Origin of the sequence: Weissella uvarum, assembly GCF_016908785.1 — a bacterium.
Taxonomy (GTDB): Bacteria; Bacillota; Bacilli; order Lactobacillales; family Lactobacillaceae; genus Weissella; species Weissella uvarum.
The window spans coordinates 35,203-59,011 of record NZ_JAFBEO010000002.1; the positions used below are offsets into that span (position 1 = coordinate 35,203).

General features: G+C 40.0%; 22 protein-coding genes and 1 pseudogene. 2 read left to right on the plus strand and 21 right to left on the minus strand.

Annotated elements, in window-relative coordinates; translation table 11 throughout:
- Complete coding sequence (locus tag JOC36_RS02720; protein WP_205144975.1) at window positions 1-1,884, plus strand: alpha/beta hydrolase family protein; 1,884 nt, start codon at window positions 1-3, stop codon at window positions 1,882-1,884.
- A gap of 155 nt (window positions 1,885-2,039) precedes the next feature.
- On the opposite strand, the gene JOC36_RS02725 is transcribed toward JOC36_RS02720, so the two are convergent.
- The 7 genes from JOC36_RS02725 to JOC36_RS02755 form a co-directional block, all read right to left on the minus strand.
- Window positions 2,040-2,738 carry a hypothetical protein gene (locus JOC36_RS02725; protein ID WP_205144976.1) on the minus strand — a complete coding sequence of 233 codons (699 nt, stop codon included), beginning with the start codon at window positions 2,736-2,738 and terminating at the stop codon, window positions 2,040-2,042.
- 131 nt (window positions 2,739-2,869) lie between these two features.
- A complete protein-coding gene (locus JOC36_RS02730; RefSeq protein ID WP_205144977.1) occupies window positions 2,870-4,213 on the minus strand; it encodes a dihydrolipoyl dehydrogenase family protein in 1,344 nt (447 codons plus the stop codon).
- Between the two features lie 95 nt (window positions 4,214-4,308).
- The gene (locus tag JOC36_RS02735; protein WP_205144978.1) at window positions 4,309-4,815 is read right to left on the minus strand and encodes an Asp23/Gls24 family envelope stress response protein; all 507 of its coding nucleotides are present in this window, start codon (window positions 4,813-4,815) and stop codon (window positions 4,309-4,311) included.
- Window positions 4,816-4,842: 27 nt separating this feature from the next.
- Window positions 4,843-5,055 (minus strand): DUF2273 domain-containing protein, encoded by a 213-nt coding sequence (locus JOC36_RS02740; RefSeq protein WP_239517512.1) that lies wholly within the window; start codon window positions 5,053-5,055, stop codon window positions 4,843-4,845.
- A 14-nt stretch (window positions 5,056-5,069) separates the two neighbouring features.
- Window positions 5,070-5,675, minus strand: a complete 606-nt coding sequence (amaP, locus tag JOC36_RS02745; RefSeq protein WP_205144980.1) for an alkaline shock response membrane anchor protein AmaP — start codon at window positions 5,673-5,675, stop codon at window positions 5,070-5,072.
- Between the two features lie 85 nt (window positions 5,676-5,760).
- Window positions 5,761-7,281: an ABC transporter permease/substrate-binding protein gene (locus JOC36_RS02750; protein WP_205144981.1), complete on the minus strand. Its 1,521-nt coding sequence runs from the start codon at window positions 7,279-7,281 to the stop codon at window positions 5,761-5,763.
- A gap of 9 nt (window positions 7,282-7,290) precedes the next feature.
- Window positions 7,291-8,244, minus strand: a complete 954-nt coding sequence (locus JOC36_RS02755; protein WP_205144982.1) for an ATP-binding cassette domain-containing protein — start codon at window positions 8,242-8,244, stop codon at window positions 7,291-7,293.
- A gap of 151 nt (window positions 8,245-8,395) precedes the next feature.
- Between JOC36_RS02755 and JOC36_RS02760 the strand changes: the two genes are divergently transcribed.
- Entirely contained in the window at window positions 8,396-8,935 is a 540-nt protein-coding gene (locus JOC36_RS02760; RefSeq protein WP_205144983.1) for a TetR/AcrR family transcriptional regulator, read from the plus strand.
- A gap of 47 nt (window positions 8,936-8,982) precedes the next feature.
- On the opposite strand, the gene JOC36_RS02765 is transcribed toward JOC36_RS02760, so the two are convergent.
- From JOC36_RS02765 to JOC36_RS02825, 14 genes and pseudogenes are all read right to left on the minus strand, one after another.
- A complete protein-coding gene (locus JOC36_RS02765) occupies window positions 8,983-10,581 on the minus strand; it encodes an APC family permease (protein WP_205144984.1) in 1,599 nt (532 codons plus the stop codon).
- Window positions 10,582-10,879: 298 nt separating this feature from the next.
- Window positions 10,880-13,141: an ATP-binding cassette domain-containing protein gene (locus JOC36_RS02770; RefSeq protein WP_205144985.1), complete on the minus strand. Its 2,262-nt coding sequence runs from the start codon at window positions 13,139-13,141 to the stop codon at window positions 10,880-10,882.
- Window positions 13,142-13,259: 118 nt separating this feature from the next.
- Window positions 13,260-14,444, minus strand: a complete 1,185-nt coding sequence (locus tag JOC36_RS02775; RefSeq protein WP_205144986.1) for a thiolase family protein — start codon at window positions 14,442-14,444, stop codon at window positions 13,260-13,262.
- Between the two features lie 192 nt (window positions 14,445-14,636).
- Window positions 14,637-15,563 (minus strand): PTS system mannose/fructose/sorbose family transporter subunit IID, encoded by a 927-nt coding sequence (locus JOC36_RS08865; RefSeq protein WP_239517528.1) that lies wholly within the window; start codon window positions 15,561-15,563, stop codon window positions 14,637-14,639.
- A 69-nt stretch (window positions 15,564-15,632) separates the two neighbouring features.
- A pseudogene (locus JOC36_RS08870) lies at window positions 15,633-16,352 on the minus strand (mannose/fructose/sorbose family PTS transporter subunit IIC); the annotation flags it as partial.
- 159 nt (window positions 16,353-16,511) lie between these two features.
- Complete coding sequence (locus JOC36_RS02785; RefSeq protein WP_205144987.1) at window positions 16,512-17,462, minus strand: Dyp-type peroxidase; 951 nt, start codon at window positions 17,460-17,462, stop codon at window positions 16,512-16,514.
- A gap of 112 nt (window positions 17,463-17,574) precedes the next feature.
- Complete coding sequence (locus JOC36_RS02790) at window positions 17,575-18,018, minus strand: Fur family transcriptional regulator (RefSeq protein WP_239517514.1); 444 nt, start codon at window positions 18,016-18,018, stop codon at window positions 17,575-17,577.
- A 41-nt stretch (window positions 18,019-18,059) separates the two neighbouring features.
- A complete protein-coding gene (locus JOC36_RS02795; protein WP_205144988.1) occupies window positions 18,060-18,836 on the minus strand; it encodes an ABC transporter permease in 777 nt (258 codons plus the stop codon).
- Window positions 18,820-19,473, minus strand: a complete 654-nt coding sequence (locus JOC36_RS02800) for an ABC transporter ATP-binding protein (RefSeq protein WP_239517515.1) — start codon at window positions 19,471-19,473, stop codon at window positions 18,820-18,822. Before JOC36_RS02800 ends, JOC36_RS02795 begins: the two co-directional genes overlap by 17 nt.
- 113 nt (window positions 19,474-19,586) lie before the next feature.
- Window positions 19,587-19,988, minus strand: a complete 402-nt coding sequence (locus JOC36_RS02805; RefSeq protein WP_205144990.1) for a VOC family protein — start codon at window positions 19,986-19,988, stop codon at window positions 19,587-19,589.
- Window positions 19,988-20,704: a DUF6198 family protein gene (locus JOC36_RS02810; protein WP_205144991.1), complete on the minus strand. Its 717-nt coding sequence runs from the start codon at window positions 20,702-20,704 to the stop codon at window positions 19,988-19,990. Before JOC36_RS02810 ends, JOC36_RS02805 begins: the two co-directional genes overlap by 1 nt.
- Window positions 20,704-21,714, minus strand: coding sequence for a zinc-dependent alcohol dehydrogenase family protein (locus JOC36_RS02815; protein ID WP_205144992.1), 1,011 nt, complete (start codon window positions 21,712-21,714; stop codon window positions 20,704-20,706). The genes JOC36_RS02810 and JOC36_RS02815 overlap by 1 nt, the downstream gene beginning before the upstream one ends.
- A 405-nt stretch (window positions 21,715-22,119) precedes the next feature.
- Complete coding sequence (locus JOC36_RS02820) at window positions 22,120-22,929, minus strand: alpha/beta fold hydrolase (protein WP_205144993.1); 810 nt, start codon at window positions 22,927-22,929, stop codon at window positions 22,120-22,122.
- A 75-nt stretch (window positions 22,930-23,004) separates the two neighbouring features.
- Window positions 23,005-23,586, minus strand: coding sequence for a hypothetical protein (locus JOC36_RS02825; RefSeq protein WP_205144994.1), 582 nt, complete (start codon window positions 23,584-23,586; stop codon window positions 23,005-23,007).
- Window positions 23,587-23,809 lie beyond the last annotated feature (223 nt).

Below are 23,809 nucleotides of genomic sequence, written 5' to 3' on the forward strand. Positions count from 1 at the left end.
ATGTCAGATACAACGCAAAGTATCCATTCACTTTATAATCTTAAAGCTTTAGCACAATTAGCTGAGGTTAACGGATCAGTTTACGCCGTGCAAAGCCAACTACGTGAAGTTGAAAATGATACACATCACACATTAATTCAATTTAATACAGATTTTAGTGACTTCAACATCGTCGCTGAAAACGCAACCCACCCAACTGCCGTCTTTAATGACTTAGCTTACTTGAAAGATGGTCAACTTTATTATGCTGACACACAACAAACAGCTTTGAAACACGGCATAAGCACCTTTGTCGGTCATCCTGGTAGCCCAGTTGTGACATATTTAACAACCTTAGTGACCGAGCCAGCTATCATTGATGAACAATCTAATCGCCCTGACCCACGTCGCATTACGCAAACTTATTACAAAGCTGATGGATACGGCTTAATTGACGAAAATGCGATTACTGAAATTCATCAATTAGATTTAACCACTGGAACTGATCAACTCATCTACCGTACCAATGAAAATATTGAACTCCTGGACGTCGCTTCAGATAACCGCCACATTATTTTCACGCAGACAGATGATGCGATTGGGGCGAATGAAAATAATCATTTGTTATCACTATCAATCGACGATGGTGATATAACCGATTTATTGCATCAAAGCTTACCTGGTGGACAAATCATTGATGCCCGTTTCTCACCCGATGACCAACACATATTGTTGGTTGGTCATGATGCGCAATATCCAAATGCACGAATTTCTAGTATCTTTGATTATAATTTTCAAACTGCTGAGCTTTCAGTCCTATTTGATGAAGATGTTGACGCCCTTCATGATTTTGGTTCAGACTTTTCATTTTTACGCGATGCCCACAGTCTTCGCTGGATTGATCAGAACACCTTTGAATTTATCGCCTCATATCACGGATATAATCGGATTTACACTGGTAATTTAGACGGAAACATTCAGCTAACATCGAATGTCACTCGAAGCATTGTTTCGTTGTCTGACCATTACTTAATTGAAACAACGAGTTCAGTGCCAGCTCAAATCATTAAACGCGATGATGAAACTGTCGTCTTTAACCCCAATCAAGAGCTTACCTTTACATCCGCTCGACCATATCATTTTCAGTCAGAGGATGGATCAACGGTCTATGGCTGGTTCTTACCAGCTACTCATGCCGCCCAAAAACCCGCACCCGTCTTACTATATGTTCACGGTGGCCCTGCTTCAGCATACTCAGAAGCCTTCTTCTGGGAATTTCAAGTTTGGTCAGCGTTAGGTTATAACGTTGTTTACATTAATCCCCACGGTTCCACCACCTATGGTCAAGCATTTGAAAACGCAGTCATCAACCATTATGGAGAACAGGATTATCGTGATATTATAACTGGTTTCGAAACTGCCCTTACAACTTTCTCTGACCAAATCGATACGAACCGCCAATATCTTGCGGGTGGTTCATACGGCGGCTTCATGACAACTTGGATTATCGGTCATGATCATCGTTTTTCAGCTGCCGTAGCTCAACGTGCCGTGATTGACTGGATTAGTATGGCTGGTACAAGTGATGTTGGGTACCCCTTCGTCCGCGATGAACTTGGTTCTGATATCAGCACTCCTGAAAACATTCCGTATCTCTGGAAAAAATCACCGATTGCCTATGCCGGTCAAGTAACCACACCAACGTTGCTCCAACATGGCGATTTTGATGCCCGCGTACCTTTAGGACAAGCTGAAGAATACTACACTGCCGTTAAAACACAGACAAATACACCAATTGAACTATTACGTTTCCCTCAATCATGGCATGGCCTATCTCGCACAGGTCTCCCATCCCTACGGATTGACCGAATTCAAGCAATGTACGCTTGGTTTGAAAAATATTAGAAAAAAGCCCCAGTTTATATAAACTAGGGCTTTTTGCTTTATTTTTAATGATTGTACCTGTGTTCATCTTGAATTATAGCCAATAAGATCGCTCTACCATTCCAATCGCAATCTTCTGATTTTCAATCAACTGAATTAGTTGTGGGTGCTTAAAGCTACTTTACTTGTGATGTCACTTTGCCGTTCACATCAACATGTAATTGTTGTTGAACGCCATTGCCTTGACCTTGTTCTGCAAGGCGCTTGTTACGAATTAAAACGTCGTAACCACCATTAGCGCTAGGCGTCGTTCCAACTTGTAGTCCACTCAAATCCATCCCGTTTTGACGAGCATAAGCCATTGCGGCGCTAGTAGCCTGGCCTTGCGCATCTGTTCGAGGCTCAACGGCTGGTTGTTGAGATTGATCAACCGTTTGCTTTGGTGCATTAGTAGCTGGAGATGCAGTCTGACGTACAGGTGCGGTAGTCGTTCCCTTAGCTGCAACATTCGCTGTAGTTGCTTGTACGGTTTGATCGGCAACTGGCGTCGTCGTTGTTGGTTGAGTTGCTGTAGTTGCAACATGCTTCTGACTCTTCACAGCAGTCGTTGCTTTTGGTGCAACCATTGATTGACTATTTGACGCAGTTTGTGGTGTTGCGTCTGTATTTTGCTCAGCAAGTACCTGCTTAGCTGCCTTTTGTGCTGCCTTCGTAGCGACCTGGCGCGCTTCTTGTTTACTATCTTTTTGAGTAACGTGAACGGACGTGGCTGATTGAACTTCCTGTGTACTATTAGCACCGATTGCAGCCACACTGCCACCAGCAACTAATACTGCAACTGCCATACTCACAAGCATTCCAAACTTCTTTGTCATCGCGCTATCCTCTTTTCTACATTACTATCTCTTATCTATGTTTCAATTATATTACGATAACGTCACAAAAAGCAATACTGAAGAGATTAATATTACAAAAACACTCATGCCGGAGCATCAATGCTTTTTATTTATAGACGTCGTTGACCAGTATATTCAATTGATGGGAAAAGATAAATAAAACGTTGTAACTGGGTTCGGTTCAACTGCATTTCAATCATTGGGACAAAAGTATTAATACTATTCACCGCCTCATGACTCATTTCAGCTGCGCCAACCAACACATCGTTTTGATTAAAAATTAATGTCAAATAGGCTTGGGTTTCATTTCCGACTTGACGGAACCAATCACTTTGATAGTCAACATCTTCAACTCGATATAAGTCTGGGTGCTCGGCCGCCTCCGCCACTGATATGCCGACCTGTGCAATTCGTGGCGATGTGAAAGCAACCGTTGAAATTGCTGGATAATCAATAGGTGCATCTGACTTCCCCATAAAACGAGCGGCCAAATAGCGTGACTCAAACGCAGCTACAGGCGTAATCTTTGGCAAGTCATGATCCACTACATCTCCAGCCGCATAAATATTATCCACATTGGTTTGCAAATATTCATTGACCAAAATGCCTCGGTCAGTCGTTGCAACACCAACCGCTGCCAAGTTTAATTCATCATGATTTGGAATCCGACCTGTTGCATCAAGGACATAATCAGTGGTTAATTCTAACCCGTTTTGTCCATACACCACAAATTCGTCATAGCCCGCTAAATCGCTAATCGCCTCGACACTCGTAATTTCTTGACTCGGAATAAACCGTACCCCACGTTGTTTCAAGTCAGCCACCACCAGCTTGACATACTTTTGAGGAAATGAACGCAAATAAGTATTCGAACGAGTAATAACATCAACCTTTGCGCCAGCCGCATTAGCAATTGTGGCAAATTCTAAAGCAATAAAGCCACCACCAAAAATCGTAACATGTTCAGGCATCTCTGGAATTGATAGAAAATCCGTTGAATCATGCACATATTCAGCACCTTCAATTTCAAGTCGATGTGGCCGCTGACCAGTCGCAATCACAATTTTATCCGCAGTAATCGTTTGTCCTGAAACACTAATTGTATGTTGATCAACAAAGGTCGCATGGCCCTTGATAACTTTGATACCAGCATTTGTTAACCGATCTTCGTTATGTTGTGATTGTGGATCAATTAATTCATGCTTATGCGCCATGGCATCAGCCCAATCAATTTCGATATCGCCAGTCACACCGTGATCTTGCATCGCTTCAACTTGCCGCGTTAATTCCACGGGATAATCTAACGCAATTTTCGCATTACAACCATAATTTGAACAAATACCACCGAATAGCGCCTCTTCAACTACGGCAACATTTACCCCCGCTTGCGCCAAGGGAACGGCCCCATTCCAAGTGGCTTGGCCACTTCCAATATACAAAACATCAAAGTCCATATTATTCCTCGCTAAATTCTTTTGTTGGCATTATACCAGTTTAAAAAAAATAAGCTAATCCAAATTGGATTCGCTTATTTTAATTAAATTATTAATTAGTTAACACGAGTAGCTGATGTGTTTGAAGCTTGTTGTGATTGTTGCTTCTTTGAATCATCATCTGACTTACGTGATTCTTGAATCTTATCTTGAACTGACTTGCTGTTAGCTTCGTATTCAGCCTTTGTTTGAATATCAACAACTTCAACGTTGAATTCTACAAGGTCCAAACCAGTCATCTTCTTGATTTGTTCTGAAACAATTTCCTTCATTTGTGAGTAAATGACGCGGGCATCCTTACCGTATTCAACAACGATTTGCATGTCTGCAGCAACTTGCTTCTCACCAACTTCAGTACTGATTCCTGAAGTAACGTTGTCAGTGTTGACCAACTTTTCAGTCATGTTTGAGAAGAAACCACCATCAACAGTCAACAGACCGTCAACACGTTCCAATGAAATTCCGATAATCTTTTGAACAACCTTGTCATCAAATGAAAGCTTACCAGAAACACCGTTTTGTGCTTGCTTGTTATCTTTTACGTTTACGTTTTCGTTTGTCATAATCTCTTCCCTCCGATTTATGAAATATTATAGACGTGGGTCGTCATCTTGGCGTCGATCACCAAAGTAACCTTGAGCTTGAAGATAAAGCCCGCCAGCGACACCCGCTGCAACTAGAACAACAACTAACATGGTTTTCCAAAAACCAAATTCTAAGAATAGAATTGCGACAATTAAGCCGATAATTCCACCGATAATAGGCCACCGATAGGCAGACCATACTTGCTTAATAGTATCCATATGCATCAACTCCTCTAAACCACTCGAGATTTCTTTGGTGCATTACGTTCAACACTAGACTTTTTGGCAGGCTTTGTATTCACAATATGAACTTTAATCTTCTTCTTTTGTGTAATACCAAGCATGTCATTCAAATCTTGCGCCAACTTCTCTGCCCAACGCTTTTCCAAATCTGTTAAATCAGATGCTGAATTAGTTAAACTACCTTTAACTTCAATCAACAACTTACGCTTGCGAACATTAAGCTTTACCTTTGGATTAGATACAACTTTTTGATCAGCAAGACTTGATGTAACAAATCCAGCAATTGCTTTACGACTAATTCGTAACTTACTCTTGCTCTTTTTGTCCTTAAAAACGTAGGCATCAATCTGACGTGGATAGATTAGCACAATAATAAAGGCAATTACTGCCACAACTGCAATCGCAACTGCGACCCAGAACATAAATTGTTGCCAATAAGGATCCGTCATGATAAAGCTATGTGCTTCGACATAGGGTTTACCCGTGAATTTAAAGTTAGCCGGAGCAACCTTATAGTAAGAGAGAATCAGTGTGCCAGAAAACAAGATTAGGATTAGTAAGCCAAGCAAGTAACCTAATTTTTTACTTCTCTTCACAACATCACCTCCTGTAGCTATATAATACATTAATTTATTTCAATATGCAATTTAAATAAAAGGGTTTTCATAAATTACTCATAATTTAGCGAATTAATCGATACGATTTTAAGTATTCATGCGCGACCCGTTGGGCTTTTTCGTGCTTTACCGTCACTTTATAATTCATTTCTATCATTTCCGATTCTGAAATCCGGTTATGTAAGCGATTTAAACTCTTTTGAATTTCTGGGTGTCTCTTAATTAACTCATTTCGCACTAATGGCGCCCCTTGGTATGGTGGGAAGAAGGCTAAATCATCCTTTAAAACCACGAGTTTTTGGACTTTGATTTGTGGATCTGTTGTGTAAGCATCCACCACTTGGACCTGATGATTTTTTAAAGCCTCATAACGGAGACTAGGCTCCATACTTTTCACATTTTTGAAATGTAGCTGATATTTTCGTTTTAAACCCTGATAACCATCTTGCTGATGATAAAAATCATTTTCAAACGCCGCTGATAGTTGTGGGCTAACCCGGGCTAAATCTGAAACCGTCTTCAAGTGATAACGTTTAGCCGTCTGTTGATCAACTGCGAGCGCATATCGATTTTCATAAGCCATCGGCTTTAAATAAGTTAAATCTGATTTTTCTTGAATCACTTGATGGGCCTGTTGATACACTTGAGCCGGATTATGACTCTTTAATTTTTCAGGGTACAAATTTTGCAATACGGTCCCCGTAAACTCAGGATAAATATCGACTTGTTTGTTCTGTAAGGCTCTAAAAATAAAAGTCGTATTCCCAAAATTAGGTTTTAAAGTGACCTTTAGTTTTGGATTTTCTTGCTGAATCAATTCACGATACATATTCATTAAGATTTCAGGCTCACCACCAAGCTTACCGGCAATCACAACTTCTTGATGCTGTTGCTGCTGATATGCTTGAAAGCCAAAGGCACCACCGAGCCCAACAATTAAAAGGCCAATCACCAGCGCCAATTTTTTTAATGATAAATGACTCAACAGGCGTAACCCAATTGAGAAGATAATTGCTAAAGCGGCCGAACACACAGCTCCAACTAATAATTCTGTATTATTATTATTTTGGATTCCCTGCATAATGAACGTACCCAGGCCACCACCACCAATTAAGGATGCCAAAGTTGCGGTTCCAATCACTAAAACTAAAGCAATCCGAATCCCTGAGAAAATCAAGGGCAACGCTAACGGTAACCTGATTTTAAAGAGTTTGTACCACCACGACAAACCGAAAGCATCCGCGGCCTCCAACAAATTTGCATCGATTTGTGTTAAGCCAGCATACGTATTTTGGAAAATGGGCATCAACGCATATAGCACTAAAGCAATAATCGCTGGCACCGTGCCGATACCAACAATGGGAATCAGTAAACCTAAAATTGCTAAACTTGGAATCGTTTGAATAACGCCCGTGATTTGCAACATAACTTCACCGAGACGTGGATGGTTCATCAATGCAATTGCTAATGGAATGGCAATTAGCATCGCTAAAGCTACTGATACCAATGATAAACCGATATGCGTGAATAAAGCATTGCGTAGCGTGTCACCCTGAGCTTGAATAAAATTAATAAAACTTGTCATCGCCCCCTCCTATTCTTGTTGATTAGCCATGTATTCCAAATACAGAGCTTGGGTAATGACTTGATTTTGATTAACCAAAACAGCTGCGTTTGGCGCATCTAACAGCGCTTGCGCTAAATCAGCTAACGTTTGTTCAACGGTCACGCGGGGAATTTCATCTCCATTTCCTGTTTCATAATAACCGTGCGCAATCACATCACTAACAGTATGCCCATGCTGTTGTAAAAACAATTTTGATACAGCTGAATTTTTAGGCTTTTGCAACAAGACACTTGGGGCATCCACTTGTTCCAAATGGCCTTGATGCATCACCCCAATGCGTGTCCCTAAGCGTAAAGTTTCATCCATGTCATGGGTTACAAAGACAATCGTGGTTTGTCTTTTTTCATGTAAGTTCAAGACAAGATCTTGCAATTGCTTCCGCGACACTGGATCTAAGGCACTGAAAGGTTCATCCATTAAAATAACTTGTGGATTAGCTACTAATGCTCGCACGATGCCCACCCGTTGCTGCTCTCCTCCGGACAATTCTTTAGGATAACGATTTAGATAGCGCGCTGGATCAAGACCAACTTCATCTAATAATGAAGCAACTTGCGGTTTCGCATCTTTAGTCGAAACACCGATTGCATTTAAAGTCATCGCTGCATTTTCAAGAACTGTTAAATGAGGAAATAACGCTCCATCCTGCAAAACATATCCAATTTGATGTCTTAAGTCATTAACTGATTGATCAACAAGCGGACGTCCTGCAAAGGTAATTGTCCCTGCCGTCGGTTCAATCAAGCGATTAATCATTTTTAATGTGGTCGTTTTTCCACTACCACTAGCACCAACTAATACAAAAAATTCACCCGCTCGAATGGATAAGTTTAAATTATGCACCGCAAACTGCTTCTGATAAGCCTTATCAACATGGGTAAACTCGATTAAAGGCGCTGTTTCTACATTTGTATTACGCATTCCAACTCCTTTTTGTACCTATTTTGCCTTATTATAGCCTAGCTCTAAGTTAAAATCATACAAATTTCATTTTTATTACTGATATTTAAGTTGACACAGTGTCACGTTTAGTTAGAGAATAGAGGTAATCAATACTAAAAGGAGTAGTAACATGGTATCATCAACATTTGAAAAATTAAATCCCGATAAAAAGCGAAAGTTGAAACAAGTCTTAATCGACGAGTTTTCAAATTATACCCTTGATCAAGCGCAGGTTGCACGGATTGTCAAAACGGCGGGTATTTCACGGGGCTCATTTTACACCTACTTTGATGATCTTTATGACGCCTATATGTGGGTCTTGCGTGAAATTTTAATGACCGTCCATCAGCACCATTCAGCTGACCCTTTCCAAGGTACCATTGCGTTTATTAAGGCCTTGCCTAAAAATCCATACTACGACTTCCTAGATAAATATTTCCAAGTCAATGAAAGCCTGATTAAATCAAATGACCCCAAAGCAGCAAGTCGGTACGCTCAGATGCTACCTGATTTAGACGAAGATGCTTCGAACCAAGATGTTACGGCTTGGCTCGCTTTAGTTAGCACCCACCAATTAATCCAGGATCGGTTTGCCTATCCAGATCATGCTGATGATATCCTAAAAACCCTAAGCCAACTCAGTGTATGGCTTAAAGATCGCCAAGATTAAAATAAAACCGTCTCTTAAAAGAGACGGTTTTATTTTTTTGTAATGCTTTAATTATCTTCAACGACAACTGAATCATTCAATGGTAAGGCTTCCTTAAAGTACCGCCCCTTAAATGATGTTCGAACACCCCAGGCATAGAAGCCCAATGATCCAATAATGACAATCACGAAGTCCCATGGATAGTGTAGCCAGTTTAAGCCATTAAATTCGGTTGACCCAATAAATGACACAAACGAGATAAAGACTAAGTAACCTAACATCCACAAACTACTCTTAAACGCATTTTTAGTATTTGGATAACCTAACTTCTTTTCATAGTAAAAGTAGAATGGTAATCCCAATAAAATCACAACGATGACTTGAAGTGTTGTTGGGAACATGGCCCAATATGTTGCCAATGATGCTAACACAAACGCAACCGGTGCCATTACCGGCATCAACTTTCCCTTAAAGGGACGTTTCAAATCAGGCGCAACCCGGCGCAAGCTCATAACTGAGACAGGTCCCGTCAAATATGCAATCAAAGTTGAGGTCGAAATCACACTAGCCAAAGCACTCCATGATGGGAAAATGACGACCAAAATAATACTCAAAATCGCGTTAACGACCATAGCAATCCGTGGAATCCCGTAGCGTTCATTAATTTTACCAATAAACTTTGGCATATGGTTGTTTGAGACCATCGCGGCAAGAGTTCGACTAGCTGTCGCCGCGAATGAAACACCAGTTCCAAATGGAGAAACAAAGGCATCCATATACAACAGAACTGATAACCAATGCAAACCAAGCATCAATGCTAAATCAGCAAAAGGTGACTGGAAGTTAATACCATGCCAACCAGTTTCAGCAATAAAAGATGGCTTAAGTGACGTAATATACGTACTTTGCAAAAGCACATAAATCACCGTCGCAATTCCCAAAGAAATCGCAATCCCTAACCCAATGTTTCGTTCAGGCTTTTTAATCTCACTTCCCATATTAATAACCGTTTGAAAGGCATTAAATGAAAAAATGATTCCGGCAACAGTTGTCGCAGCAAAAATCGGTGCCGTTCCGTATGGCATAAATTCACCAAGTGAATGACCATAATTACCCGGATGGAAACCACTCATCGTAAACATCACGATAACTAAGGCCGGAATCCCAATTTTAAAAATAGAAATAAAACTAGTGAAACGCGTTAACAAGTTCACAGACCAAAAGTTCAGCAACGTAAACACAATGATGAACAGCACGACTGCCACATAACCGGTGAAAGTTAAGCTGCCTTGTTCAAAAAAATGATTCGTCCAAGTTGCCCAGTCCCAAGGCCATGACCCCATATACTGCACGGCCGCAATGGATTCAATCGGAATTAAGGCAATCAATGACACCCAATTCGCCCAAGCGGCAATAAAGCCTAGTAATGAACCATGACTGATTTGAGCGTATTTACTCATCCCACCCGATTCAGGAAACATCGTTCCTAATTCAACATAGTTGTAGGCAATCGTCCCAATCACGACCGCTCCAATAATCCAAGAAAAAATTGCGGCAGGTCCCGCAACTTTGGTGGCCTCCCATGATCCAAATAGCCAACCTGAGCCAATCAAAGCTCCTAAGGCCAACATCACAATCTGGAATAGGCCCATTTTTTGATTCTTCATAAAGTTAATTACTCCTCCTCAAATTCATTCGCTAATTCGCAAATGAAATGAATACGCATAGCTTATGAGTAAACATGATAACAAAAAAGAAAGTTAAATTCAATTTTTCATAATGCGATTCCATATTCACAAATATCCAAAAAATGTAAAAAATATTTTATTCATCATTTTTAATTCAGAAGCCTAAAAATAAATTCAAATATTCAATTTGATAGTATCAGTGATACTCTTTAACAAAAAACACCACAACTGCGCTTAATTTGACAGAAAAAATATAATAATTGAAATAGGGAAAATTTCATCTCCTTTTAACACAACATATAAAAAAAGGTCGTGTAATTTGGTCATCACTATCAACCATGGCTTGTGGTGTCCCAGCAAACATTAGTTGTCCACCATTAATACCGCCCTCTGGTCCCATTTCAATCAGCCAATCGGCTGCTTTCATGACATCCGTATGGTGATCCATAATAAACAAAGTACTACCATCTGCGACCATTTGCTTGAATAAGTTAATAATATGACTAATGTCAGCCAAATGAAGTCCATCAGTTGGTTCATCCAAAATGTAAATGGCTGGATCTTGGCTCAAGTAACGAGCTAATTTCAATCGTTGTAGTTCGCCACCTGACAAGGTTGAAAGGCTTTGATTCAAATGCAAATATCCTAAACCAACATCAACTAATGACTGCAAGTCGCCATCAAATTTTTCACCCGCGAAAAATTCAGTCCCTTCATCAATTGTCATCGCTAATACGTCAACAATAGACTTACCATGGTATTTATAATCGGCCATTTCAGGCTTATAGCGTGTACCATGACACACGTCACATGGCATCGTGACATCATCCATAAAGGCCATTTCAGTTTTAATCACACCTTTACCGTTACATGCCGGACATGCGCCATCACCATTATAACTAAATTCACTCGCACTTAGGCCGGTTGCATCAGCAAATAACTTACGAATTTTTTCAAAAATATTCAAATAAGTTAGTGGTGTTGACCGTAGGTTCACCCCAACAGTTTTTTGGCCAATACTGATGACATCCATATCCCGTGCTTGAAGTTGCTGATAAATAGCTTGCGACAAGCTACTCTTCCCAGATCCCGCAACACCGCAGACCACTGTCATTACGCCCATTGGAACTTCCAAACTCAAATCATGCACATTATTTTGTTGAACATGTTCAATTGGAATCCATTCCGTTGGTTGCTTTGGATCCGTATTCAATGGATATTTTTGACGTAATAAATTGCTGGTCAACGTATCAGCATTTTTAAATTCGTCATAAGGTCCATCAAAAATCAATTCACCACCATTTGCACCTGAACCTGGTCCAATTTCAATAATATAATCGGCTGATTCAATAATAATTGGATTATGCTCAACCACAATGACGGTATTGCCTTTGTCACGCAGTTTCAATAAGGCCGCTTTAAACCGTGTCACATCTTTAGGATGTAGCCCAGCACTTGGTTCATCTAAGATGTACATCATATCAGTTAATTCACTATTCATGTACTTAGAAATTTTTACTCGCTGTGCTTCTCCACCAGAAAGCGTCCCCGTTTCACGGCTCAATGTTAGATAACCTAGTCCTAAATCAACCAAAGCTTGTACGCGTTCTTGGATTTGATGCTTCATTTCATCAGCAACCGGATCATTAATTTCGGCCAAGAAGTCGTCGATAATTGTATCAACTGGCATCTCAACCACATCCCCGATGTTTTTACCGTTAATCTTACATGACAAAACCCGTTCACTTACGCGCGTTCCATGACAAACTGGACAAGTTTTAACAGTCACAAAACGATCAACATCTTTTTGATGGCGCTTACCTTCATCTTTATGTAAGACGCTCCGTTCCATCCGTGGGACAACCCCTTCATAAAGCGCAGTTTTTGGCCATTCCTTTGGTGGATTTTCTAACTTTGTTTGTGGTTGATAAAGTAACAAATACAATTCGTGTTCATCATAATCTTTAATTGGTTTATCTAAATCAAACAAACCACTATAAGCATAGCGCTTCCAGCGCCAACCATGCTTGAAGGTTGGAAAATCGATGGCATCCTCATTTAAAGACTTATCAAAATCAATCAATTTATGCACATCAATCTCAGTAACTGTTCCTAATCCATCACACTCTGGACACTTTCCTTCGGGGTTATTGAATGAAAATGTATTCGAATAACCTACAAATGGTTCACCCACGCGTGAGAATAATAAACGAAGATATGTATAAATATCAGTATACGTTCCAACCGTTGAGCGCGCATTTGAAGATAGCTTCTTTTGATCGACCACAATTGCAACTGGAAGATTTTCGATTTTTTGCACATCCGGACGGTCATATTTTGGCAAATATTGTTGGACAAAGGTTGCAAAAGTATCATTTAATTGGCGTCGTGAAGCAGCTGCTAAAGTATCAAACACTAATGATGATTTACCAGACCCTGATAAACCAGTCACAACCACAAATTCGTGTTTTGGAATTTTAACAGAAACATCTTTCAAATTATTTTGTACTGCATGTTCAATGGAAATCCACTCGGTCATATCCAAATTGCCTCGTTTCACATTTTTTCTAATACTGTAGTATAAGGTATGTATACGATATCATAGTTTAACTTGCAAAAAAAGCGCCCCACCAATGTGGGAACGCTTTTTATTAATATTATGCTAATTTTTTAATTAGGGCTGAAACACCCATACCGCCACCAATACACAAGGCTGCGACACCGAGACTATCACTTGGCATTTCATGCAATAAGGTTACAAGCACGCGTGCCCCGGAAGCACCCACCGGATGCCCCAATGCAATTGCGCCTCCATTTGGATTTACACGCGTTTGGTCAAGTTGCAACAACTGATTTGAAGCGAGTGCTTGCGCAGCATAAGCTTCATTCAATTCAAAGGTTGCCACATCGTCCAAATTGAAGTCTGGTTGACGATCTAAGAGTGCCTTAATAGCATAGTAAGGTCCGATACCCATGAATTTTGGATCAAGACCAACTAATCCAGCATCAAGCCATTCCGCCAATGGCTTTAAATTATATTTTTCGACTGCTGCTTCACTAGCCAAAACTAAAGCGGCCGCACCATCATTAATTCCAGAAGAATTTCCAGCGGTTACCTTACCATCGGCTTGGAAGGCTGGCTTTAGTTTGGCCAATTTCTCCATTGACGTGTCTGGACGTGGTGCTTCATCAGTATTGACCACCACATCGCCCTTCTTTTGATGCACTGTCACATCAACAATTTCATCTGCAAAACGTCCTTGTTCAATCGCATCAACTGCCCGTTGATGACTCTGCAAAGCATATTCATCCATTGCTTGTCGGCTAATACCATATTTTTCAGCAATATTTTCAGCAGTAATGCCCATATGAAAGCCATCTTGGGCATCCGTCAATGCGTCAGACAAAAGCGTGTCTTTCAATTGCCCGTCGCCCATACGATAACCAAAACGGGCTTTATCAAGCACATAAGGGGCATTCGACATACTTTCCATACCACCAGCCACCATAATATCAGCCTGACCGGCTTGGATTAAGGCAGCGGCAGTATTAATACTTGATAAACCTGATCCACACACATCATTTAAGGTGATTGCTGGTGTTTGATCACCTAGACCGGCCAATTGGCTGGCCTGCCGAGCTGGGTTTTGACCCAATCCCGCTTGTAAAACATTTCCCATCATCACTTGGTCAACCGGAAAAGCTTCCCCATGCTCATTTGCCTGATGCATAGCGCCCTTAATCGCGGTTGCTCCTAATTCTGGTGCTGAAATTGACGCTAATATTCCACCGAATTTACCAATTGCGGTACGTTTAGCGCCGACAATATATACTTTTGCCATTTTCATGCCCTCAACTTTTCCCAATCAAAATTTACCTAATTAATTATAAGTAGCTAAGCTTGAAGTTAGCTAAAATTACCATCAATTTTTAGTTTATTGCTCGATACGAAACGAAAAGTCTTAAGTGTCTGACCTGCCAAGACGCACTTAAGACTTTTTATTTTTCATTACTATCAAAATATAATCTTCTGATTAAACTCCAAAAATACCGACTGCATATCCAAGAATTCCAACAACGAAGATACCAAAGATAATGACGATTGGTGAAACGTTCTTACGTAGCAACCAAAGTACTAAGAACAAAGCAAGTAATGGCATCAATCCAGGGATAAGTTGATTAAAGACATCCCCTAATGTCGTTACCTTATAATTACCAAAGACCTTACCACTAGTTAACTCTTGAGCCAACTTAGTAATATCAGCTCCAGTAACATTGTGCTTTTGAATGACTTCATTCACGTGATCAATGCTAATCACATTTCGTGGGTCATTCTTAATCTTAGAAATAACAAGTGGGAAGTTCATCGTCGTCCAACGTGGCACCAAAACTCCCATCATAAACATACCCATGGTTGAAGCCCCTTGGGTCACCTTTTGCATAAGGCCACCTGAAAGGTTCATCCCAATGTTGGTTCCTTGTTCGTAGCCAAACTTTTGACCATACCATAGGGTTGCCAAACGAATCGCATTCCAAGCAAAGAAGAAGATAAATGGCCCCATCATTGATCCTTGGGCCGCAAATGATGCAGCTAAAGCTCCGATTACGGGACGCAATGTACCCCAATAAAGTGGATCTCCGACACCAGCAACTGGTCCCATCATTCCAACCTTAACTGAACTAATTGTAGCGTCATCAATTGGCGCACCCTTAGCACGTTGCTCTTCCATGGCCATTGAAACCCCAATAATAGGTGAAGCCAAGTAAGGATGAGTGTTAAAGAATTCAAGGTGACGCTTTAGACCAGCCGCAAATTCTTCTGGTTGATCCTTATATAAGCGGCGAAGTGTTGGCATCATGATATAAGCAACACCCATGTTTTGCATACGCTCATAGTTGAATGAACCAAGCAAGAAACTTTGACGCAAGAATGTTGAAATTTGATCGCGCTTCGTCAACAAAGGCTTGGCTCGTTCTTCTTCTGATTCGATTGAAACATCACGAGGTTGTTCACCAACTTCAACATTGTCATACTTTGTTAATTGCACAACAATCAAAGCCAAAGCCGCTCCAATAATACCCATGGCAGTCAAGTTCAACTCGGTGACTGCTGATAGCGCAAAGCCAAGGAACAAGAATGGCCAAAGTGACTTAGATGCCATCATGTTAACAACCATGGCATAACCAACAATCACGATAAAGCCACCAGCAACTTGCAATCCATTCGTAATAACGGATGGTATCGCATTAATCGCACTGGTAATTGTAGTAGTTGGCAAAGCCAAAATCAAAATAGCTGGGATTGCTACGCGCAAACCTTGAATAAATAGACCCGTGAAGTGTAAGATTTCAATCTTACGCGCTTCACCGCGCTTCGCAAAAGCATCCGCCATATGCGTGAAAGTAACCATTAATGTACGAACGAAAATCGTCAACATTTGCCCAGCGACCGCCAAAGGAATCGCCAAAGTAACTCCTTGAATTACTGATAACTGTGCTGGACCAGTAACTAAGACTGCCCCTGCAACTGCAGCTAAGGCTGTATCGGGAGCCATCGCCGCCCCAACGTTCATCCAGCCCAAAGTAACCAACTGTAAGGAACCACCTAACATCAACCCTTCAACGGGATGACCGGTTACAATTCCGATTAAACTCGCCGCCAAAATCGGTTGATGAAATTCCCAAGCATCCAAAACCGATTCCATACCAGCAAGCATCGCAATGATAAAAATTAAAATATTCGTGACCATATGCTCTACTCCTGTATTTTTTCAATGAATAATATCACTCAATTAGTGTAACCGTTTTCACAAGCCAAAACAAGCCTTTTTAGCCCAAATTGTATGAAAAAAATCAAACTAGTCCAATTCATAAAAAAAAGACGATTTCAAAATCGTCTTTTCAGTGGTCTAGTTTGTTAATTTACCATCAGCGATGTCCGCTAAGAGGTCACGCGATGGAATAAAATAAAGTTGGCCGCTCAATAAAGTTGAAAATGTTAACAAGAAGTCGCTTTGGTCCACCATATTAATCAGCATATTCTTGGTGACATGCCAATAACGAGAATAACCAATAAAATAAGTTCCCGTGGCATCATTAGCCGGATCAGAAAAGGGGACATTCATCCGGACAATCTTCTGTTCTTCCCCATTTGGCTCATATTTAGACGCAACGTTGTGGGCATTTTTAAATTTTTCTTCATCCTCAAGCTCTAAATCATTAAACTTCTCACGCCCTACCGCCTTTTCTTGCGTTTCTGTCGATTGATTTTCCCAGAAAGACATATCATGCAGCCATTTTTGAGCAAAGGCGTATGACCCATTAATGAACTCTGGATCTTCGTGACCGATAATGGCATATTCAGCCGCATCTTGCACTTCAGGTGCTTCAGTTCCATCAATGAAGCCAATAATTGCGCGACCTTCAAAGTAACGAAAACCTTTTGTCTCATCGACAACTGTTGTGAAATCTTTCAAAAAGCGGCGATATTGCGATACTACTTCATAAACAGTTGCTTCTGTTTTAGCTCGAACATGTAAAAAGATATCACCTGCACTGGCAGGCATACTATATTCAGGACCAGATACACCAGTAAAGGTTTCGAGTTCCTTAGGTTTAGCTGCATTGGGAAACAAGTAATCCCATGCGGCATTACTAAAGCCAATTGCAACCTTTAGATTATCCTCCGCTGCTCGGATGCGTAAAGAGCGAATAATCGCTTGACTGCGGTCAGCAAACTCTTCAATTCCTGCTTGGGCCGCTGCTTGATCAGCGCGGGTTAATGACAAGACCACGAAATCGACATGTTCACCGACGTCCTTCCAAACGTCCTGTGCTTTAGCTGGATTAATCGAAACCATCTCTGAAACCTCCTAATGTTTATACCCTTATTTGAGCGACACAATTTTGCTTGTTCGTTCATTCACTATGTTATCACAAATTAGAATGAAACTAAATTACAATTCAATGTATTTACTTTTGATTCTCTAATTTACGTTGACATTCTGGACACAATCCTTTTACTGTCGCCTCATAACCGGTTATGAGATACCCGGTCTCATTTGCAGCAGTATTTGGGAGTTGACTAAAATCAAAATTCTCTCCATCAACAATCCGTCCACAATTCGTACAAATGGCATGATAATGCGGATGACCAAAGTAATCATAATGGCGCTTACCATCTTGATCACTATCAATGGCCAATACCAATTGTGTACCTAACAGCATTTCTAAAGTGTTATACACCGTTGCCAAACTAATCTGTTCATCTTGTTGTTGCAAATCTTGATAAATCATTTCCGCTGTGGGATGCGTCTCGTGATTAATCAAATAATCTAATATCAATTTCCGTTGCGGGGTCATCTTATAACCCGCTGCTTTAACTTGTTGTAAGGCATGTTCTAATTCCTCTGCCAAATTCCTTACCTCGTAATTTCTGATAATTTTGACATATATACTTACTTAGCCTTTGGCAAAGTGAGTTGCCAATGTCCATTATAAAAGCGCCGAGTCGCCATATAACTACCATAGACTGATGCAATGCCAGTTGCAGAAAGCAACATGAAGACAACGACAATTTGATACTTAATCGCATGAATTGGATCTACACCAGCCATGATTAACCCTGTCATCATCCCTGGTAAAGAAACCAACCCATAAGTCCGAACTGAATCAATTGTTGGTTGCATCCCCGTTCGAATGGCTTCTTTAGCAATATCACCCGTAGCTAGCTTAGGACTAGCTCCCAAAGCTAAACGTTCTTGTACCACTTCTTGTTGATCATTAAATTGCTGATTTAAGTTTCTAAAGACAAGTCCCATCGCCGTCATAGAATTTCCCGCGACCATTCCAGTCACCGGAATTAATTGATATGGTGCAAATTTAATCACACCCGTTAAGACCAAAATCCCCACAGTGATAACCGTCGATAAACTCAATCCAACAGCTGCAATCCCAAAGGCTCCAGGAATTCCATTACTGCGATACTTGGCATTGCGCGCAGCGTTGAAGACAATCAAAGCTGCCATAATTAACGTTAGCCAAGTGTTATCAATTTGGAAGACAAACTTCAATAAATATCCAACAATGATTAATTGAATAATTGCGCGGGCAACTGAAATAATTGTATCTTTCTCTAAATGTAGCTTTTGTTGATAACTGATTGCCAATGAAATAAAGACTAACCCAAATGACAAAATCAGTGACCAATTACTGACATTAATTTGCGTATTCATAAACCTCCGCCTTTCCATTTTCTAAACGCATTAACTGATTAGCATGTTTAATTTCATCGCCATCATGCGTAACTGACAACACCGCAAAATGATATTTTGTCTGCATGCTTTGAATTAAGGACCAAATTGTGTGTTTTGTATCTTCATCAAGTCCCGTTGAAATTTCATCTAACAACAATACCTTAGGTGGAAACAGCAAGTTACGGGCCACCCCAACTCTTTGCCGTTGCCCCCCAGATAATTCGTGCACATTTTTATCAATAAAATCTTCGGGTAATTCCATCGCCCGGAGTAAGGTCAATTGCCGTTGCTCATCTGGTTTTTGATTTCGTACGTCAAATGGCAAATTCAAATTATCACGGACTGTTTGACCAAATAATTGAGCAGATTGCACCGCATATGACACCTCCTGGCGATATTCACTAATGTCATAATCCCATTGTGGCTTACCTTCAAGTTTTACGATGCCACGATCTGCGTCTAAAAGCCCCGCAATCACTCGGAGTAAGGTACTTTTTCCACTCCCCGACTCTCCTGTAATGGTTAACCAATCATCATCTTGAACACTAAAATTAACGTGATCAAATACTGAAACGTTGTCATAACTGACACCTAAATCATCAACTTGTAATTGCATCATTGCCCTCCATTTATTTTGTTGCTCATATTATAACTCTAAATTAGAATGGTTACAAATTAGAAAAATATAAAAGAAAAGCCATCCAATTTTTGAATGACTTTTCTTTTTAATTATTTAACAATTTCACAGAACTCAACAATTTGCTTGTCAGGTCCTTGAATGTTGAAAAACTTAATCCCGTTATCCCAGAATGGCAAGTGTTGCACTTCGTCATTTAATAGGACAAAATCTGATTTTTGGAACTCCTTAAAGAGCGCATCAGCATCAGTGGTGTCCAATGAAATGTGGTTAATTGCACCAACCGTTTCATTAGCCTCTTCGTCTGTGCCTTCCCAAGCCTCAATGACAACACCCTTATACTCAAAGAATTTCACTTGAACATCACCGTTCATAAATTCTCCTTTGATGTTAAAGCCCAGCTTAGTCCAAAATTCTTTAGTAGCTTCCATGTCACGAGTTGGAATCCCGATATGTTGCAAGCCTGTTGTATATTCGTTTACTTCATTTTGCATTATTTAGTCTCCCCGACTTCTAGTCGTTGATGCTTTAGATTTGGAAAGACATGCTTATCACCCCAGCCAGTAATGCTACCCTGGAAGAAGAAAGCAAAGATCGTTCCCAAACCAAAGTTTTGGAATGTGTGATTAATCAAATAGGCAATGATTGCCATAATGGTTGGCGGAATATATGAAGCCCACATGGCAATTCCCGCTTTACCATTAAAGTACTTAAACCGTAGAATTTGCATTAAATCATCGGCAGGATGCAATACCAAATTTACACGTTGATAGATTGAAATGGCAATTCCAATGAAGAAAACACCCAAGAAATTAATCGCAGTATATAAAATCCACATTGGCCACGTCTTTGCATCAGGTAGCAGAGGCATGAAGAAACCTGAAAATACTTGAATCAAAGCGGAAAATGGTACCATGAAAATTAAGTTACCCAAAATCCGCTTGATATCAAATTTACCAACTAGTAAGGCATTTAATAATGAGATTAACATCCCAAAGATTAAAAACGTCCAGAATAGATTCCAGTGAAGCGCGATTCCCAAGTTGTTTTGGGCTGCCGTCCAATACGCTGATCCCAAAAATCCAGGAATCACATGTGCACTAGTCACGATTGTTAAGACATTCCCCAACGAATTAATGACCAATGACAACACAAAATACATAATTGATGCAGTCATTGAAATTTTCGTATTGGATTCATTTTCTGTCATTACTTTGCTCCGCTGACCTTAGCAATGGCCTTTGAAACACCTGTAATTTCTCCATCTAAGTAACTTTGAACTTCAGAAAGATCCAACTCATGTGAAATCAATGGTTCAACATCTAACTTACCTGATGAAAGCAAAGCCAATGAATCTTCAAAGGCATGTGGGTTAATGAATGAACCTTGGATAGTAAGTTGCTTCTTGAAGACTTGGTATGTGTTCATTGAGAAAGTTTGCTCAGGCTTTCCAACACCAAACATCATGACTTGAGCACCCTTCTTGGTTGCTTCAATGGCTTCTTCTTGAGTTTGTGGCATTCCAACCGCCTCAATGACAACATCATAGTCAGCTGGAATCTTATCACCATTTGCAGTATTGAAAGTATTTGTTACTCCAAACTTTTCTTGGTTGAAGTCCAACTTTTCTTGAACAACACCAGCCAAGTCAACTTGGTGGACACCATAAGCTTGCAATAATTGTACAAATAACTCACCCATGAAGCCATCACCAATAACTAATGCCTTTTGATATGGTGTAAACTTTAACAATTTCATACCGTGGACAGCACATGAAATTGGCTCAGTTACAGCTGCGGCACGCAATGAAACATTATCTGGCACATGGTAAACCACTGAAGCTGGTGCAGTAAAGCTTTCTTCGAAACCACCATTCCGTGTCACACCAACGGCGTCCAAGTTATCACATAATTCTGGACGACCCGTACGGCAGTACTCACAAGTACCATCATAAATGTTAGGGTCAACAGTCACACGATCACCAACTTTAAAATCAGTCACATTTGAACCAACTTCAGAAATAACTCCTGAATTTTCGTGGCCTAGCACAATTGGTGGAACCGCATCAGCTGATCCAGGTAGTCCAGCATACAAACCTTTATCAGTTCCACAGATACCAGCATATGCAGTATCGACACGGACCTCATTTGGTTTTAACTCAGGCTTTTGAATATCCTCAATTGCCATTTCTTTAATGCCATTTAATACTAAAGCACGCATTGTAACATCCTCCATAAATTCTGAACTCTAACTTCAGTGAAGCGCCAAAGTTATGAAACCGTTTACATTTACTATAATAAACTCATTTTATTAAATTTCAACCCACTTGGTTGAAGATTTAAAAAAATTGGTTACTCAACTAAATCCGCTTCGCCTTGTTTAGTTAGTTAATTACTTCACAAATATTATTCTAGAACATCTTTTTGTTTTTACAAGCCTTTTATGCAATCGATTGGCAAAGTTTCACAATATTTTATTATTACTAATAACCTTATTTAATATATCTATATTAATAAATAAATTTAGGGTGCTTGTTTATTCCATTCAACCCCAATGCGCTTAATATGTTTATGATTTCGTTTATAAGTTATATATTTCACAATAAAATCTACAAAAAAAGCCTCTTTAGCAAGACTTATGAGCAGAAATAAAATCTAAAATGATTGGATTAACTGCTTCTGGCTTTTCAACATGTGGTAAATGCCCCGTTTCTGGGATATTAGTTGCCTCAATCGTTCCTTCAGCAAAATTTTGACAAGCCTGCACATATTTATTTGACCACAAGGGGGATTCCCCACCCGTTACCATCAAGTGTGGACTAGTTGCTTTAGCAGCAACGACATCACGCCAATCTTGTACCAAATGATCTAACAATAATGGTTCCGTCGCTTGGTAATCAAATGGGTAATCTGCTTGCAAAGCGCGAATAGCATGATAAGTATCATCTGGAAGACGTTGTACCGTCATTTTGATTTGTTGAATCTTTTTTAAACTCTGTTCCAGATTATCTAGCCGTGTATCTAATAGCCCAAATGACCATTCTGCATCATTGAGTGCCTTCGGTGATTCATCGATTGTGACAATACTAGCGACATTTGTATTGGAGAAATTGTTTAAATAGGACCAAACCGTCGCTGCCCCCATTGAATGTCCAATTAAAATGACTTGATCTAAAGCTAAGGTATCGATGAGCTCTGCTAAATCTGCGCCTAATCGGGCTACCCGCATGCCCCTATGTGTCCGCCCTGACCTACCATGATTACGCAGATCATAACTAATGACACGATAGTCAAACGCGCTAAAATAACGCACTTGTTCTAAATATTCAGCATGGCTTCCACCATAACCATGAATCAAAATCATCGGTTGGCCTTGTGGGTTTCCTGCCTCTTCATAATAAATTTGTACCTGATCTTGCGTCGTTAAATATGCCATCATCATCCTCCATCTTCATACAATTTTACTACATTATCTGAGCACATAAAAAAAGACGACTCTTTAGTCGTCTAATTAAATATGAATTGCTTTTATTTGAATGGCATAAACAATCATTGAAATGAACGCTAGACCGGCCAAGCTAACTGTAAAAATACCTGCCCGGTCTAAGATGAAAGTAAAATCAGTCCCAAATTGGAATAATTGGAACCCTACAAGTGGGACAAATACCAACATCAATCCAATCAAGAGTGCGATTGTGAATCCGATTTTTAAATACTCGACGATACCAGGCTTAACACGTAAGGCCCGATTCATTTTTTCATTGGTTTGATAATACATGCCAACAAATTTTAAGTAGGCTTCGCGTTGACGAATTTTGTCTGACGCATTCTGGACCGCAATTGCCTGATTTCGTAAATCTGCTAGCACATCATTAAATCCATTCACATCAATCGCAACCACAAATCGATTAAGTTTATCCATTTGCAGACTCGCGTTGAAGCGATACAGTGTAAACAATTCACGAAGCGTGATATTGTTATTCGTTATTTGTAGTTTTTTACGCTTATTTTTTTCTGTAAAGAACATTAACAACATTAATCCAACTGAGGAAATAATGATCGTTACGATTCCGTAGACGGCAATTAAGTTCATCCAGTACCTCCCTAAAAATTTAGTAAATCTTACTCAATAAATTCATTGTACCACTGAATATAAAACGTATACTTTCTTCTATTAACACTTCGATTAAGAGCTAATGACGCTTTGTCGTATTTTTGCAATATTCAGTGATTAGATTACAAAATGAAGCATATTCCGAAATTTTTGTTAAGGGAAAAACATAACACAATTGTTTAAGCATCTTTCATCATGCTTC